General features: G+C 69.4%; 1 protein-coding gene. It reads right to left on the reverse strand.

Translation table 11 applies throughout. The features are described 5' to 3' along the window. Positions 1-557: aminopeptidase (locus FVW20_RS16315; protein ID WP_196610418.1), on the reverse strand; the 557-nt coding region annotated here is incomplete at its 3' end. Positions 558-1,083 lie beyond the last annotated feature (526 nt).

The following is a 1,083-nucleotide window of genomic DNA, read 5'->3' on the forward strand; positions in this document are numbered from 1 at the left end:
ACGCGGGCCCATGTGGCGGCGGGGTCCGCCTCGCCCAGCAGGCAGGCCCGGCGCACCTCGTCGGCGTAGTCGGCCAGCGAAAGCCCGGCCTGACCGGCCAGGGCCGCCGTGGGCCAGATGCACAGGGTCCAGCCGTAGGCGCCCATGTTCTCGCGCAGGTGCGCGATGTCCTGCAACGGACGGCGGGCGGCCTGTGACATGGCGATGCGCTCCGGCTCGATGGAGGAGAGGTGGGTGAGCGATTCCGGCGCGATGATGGTGATGCATCCGCCAAGGTGGCTGTACAGGTCGCGTTCGCCGGGGATCAGCATGGTCAGGCGCTTGTTGTTGGCCCTGGCGTAAAAGTCGTGCTCCATGCGCGGTGTGGGCTGCATGCGCGGCACGGGAATCATGCCCATGTCGTGCAGCCTGCCGCACAGTTCCTCGGCCAGCGGCAGGCCCGGCAGATCGAACCGCACAAGCACGAAGTCGCTCTTGCGCAGGGGCGCGCGGCGCCCGCGCGCCAGACCCCACAGCATGACGTCGGCATATTTTCCCAGGGTTTCGGCATCGTACATGGCGGGCTCCAGTGGGTGCGCGGTGTGCAAGGATGTCGCCGTAGCGGCGAAGTTATCATTGCCGGGCCATCAAGCGGTGCTAAGGTGGAAGCGTGGTGCCCCGGAAACCCGTTTACGGTCTCCACGCCGCTTCCCCCCGTACCCGCGTACGGGCCCCAGACCGGGAGATACGTACGGCAGCATGCGTATCGTGAAGGGACGCGGCACGGGCAACCCGGCCACTCATCCTCCCCCTTGCAGCGTCGACCGCGTTCCAGCCCCTCGGAGCGCGGTCGACCTCTTTTGTCGTGCCCGCCGCGCCGGGGACTGGCGGCGCGCATCCGGCCTGCCTTCCCGGTTTGTTCATTCAGGACCGGCATGCGGGGCAGGCGCTTTTGGCAGCATACCCGTATCAGCGGATTCGCGCCATCGGGGCCGCCATCCGGGCGTCACCGGGGCCGCTACACGGGCGCGTCATCCGGCGTGCCGTCCGGACGAACGCGGCATCCGGGTGACCGGGGCAGGCCGGGCCGCGTCTCAGGGCAGC

Origin of the sequence: Nitratidesulfovibrio oxamicus, assembly GCF_015731765.1 — a bacterium.
GTDB lineage: Bacteria > Desulfobacterota > Desulfovibrionia > Desulfovibrionales > Desulfovibrionaceae > Cupidesulfovibrio > Cupidesulfovibrio oxamicus.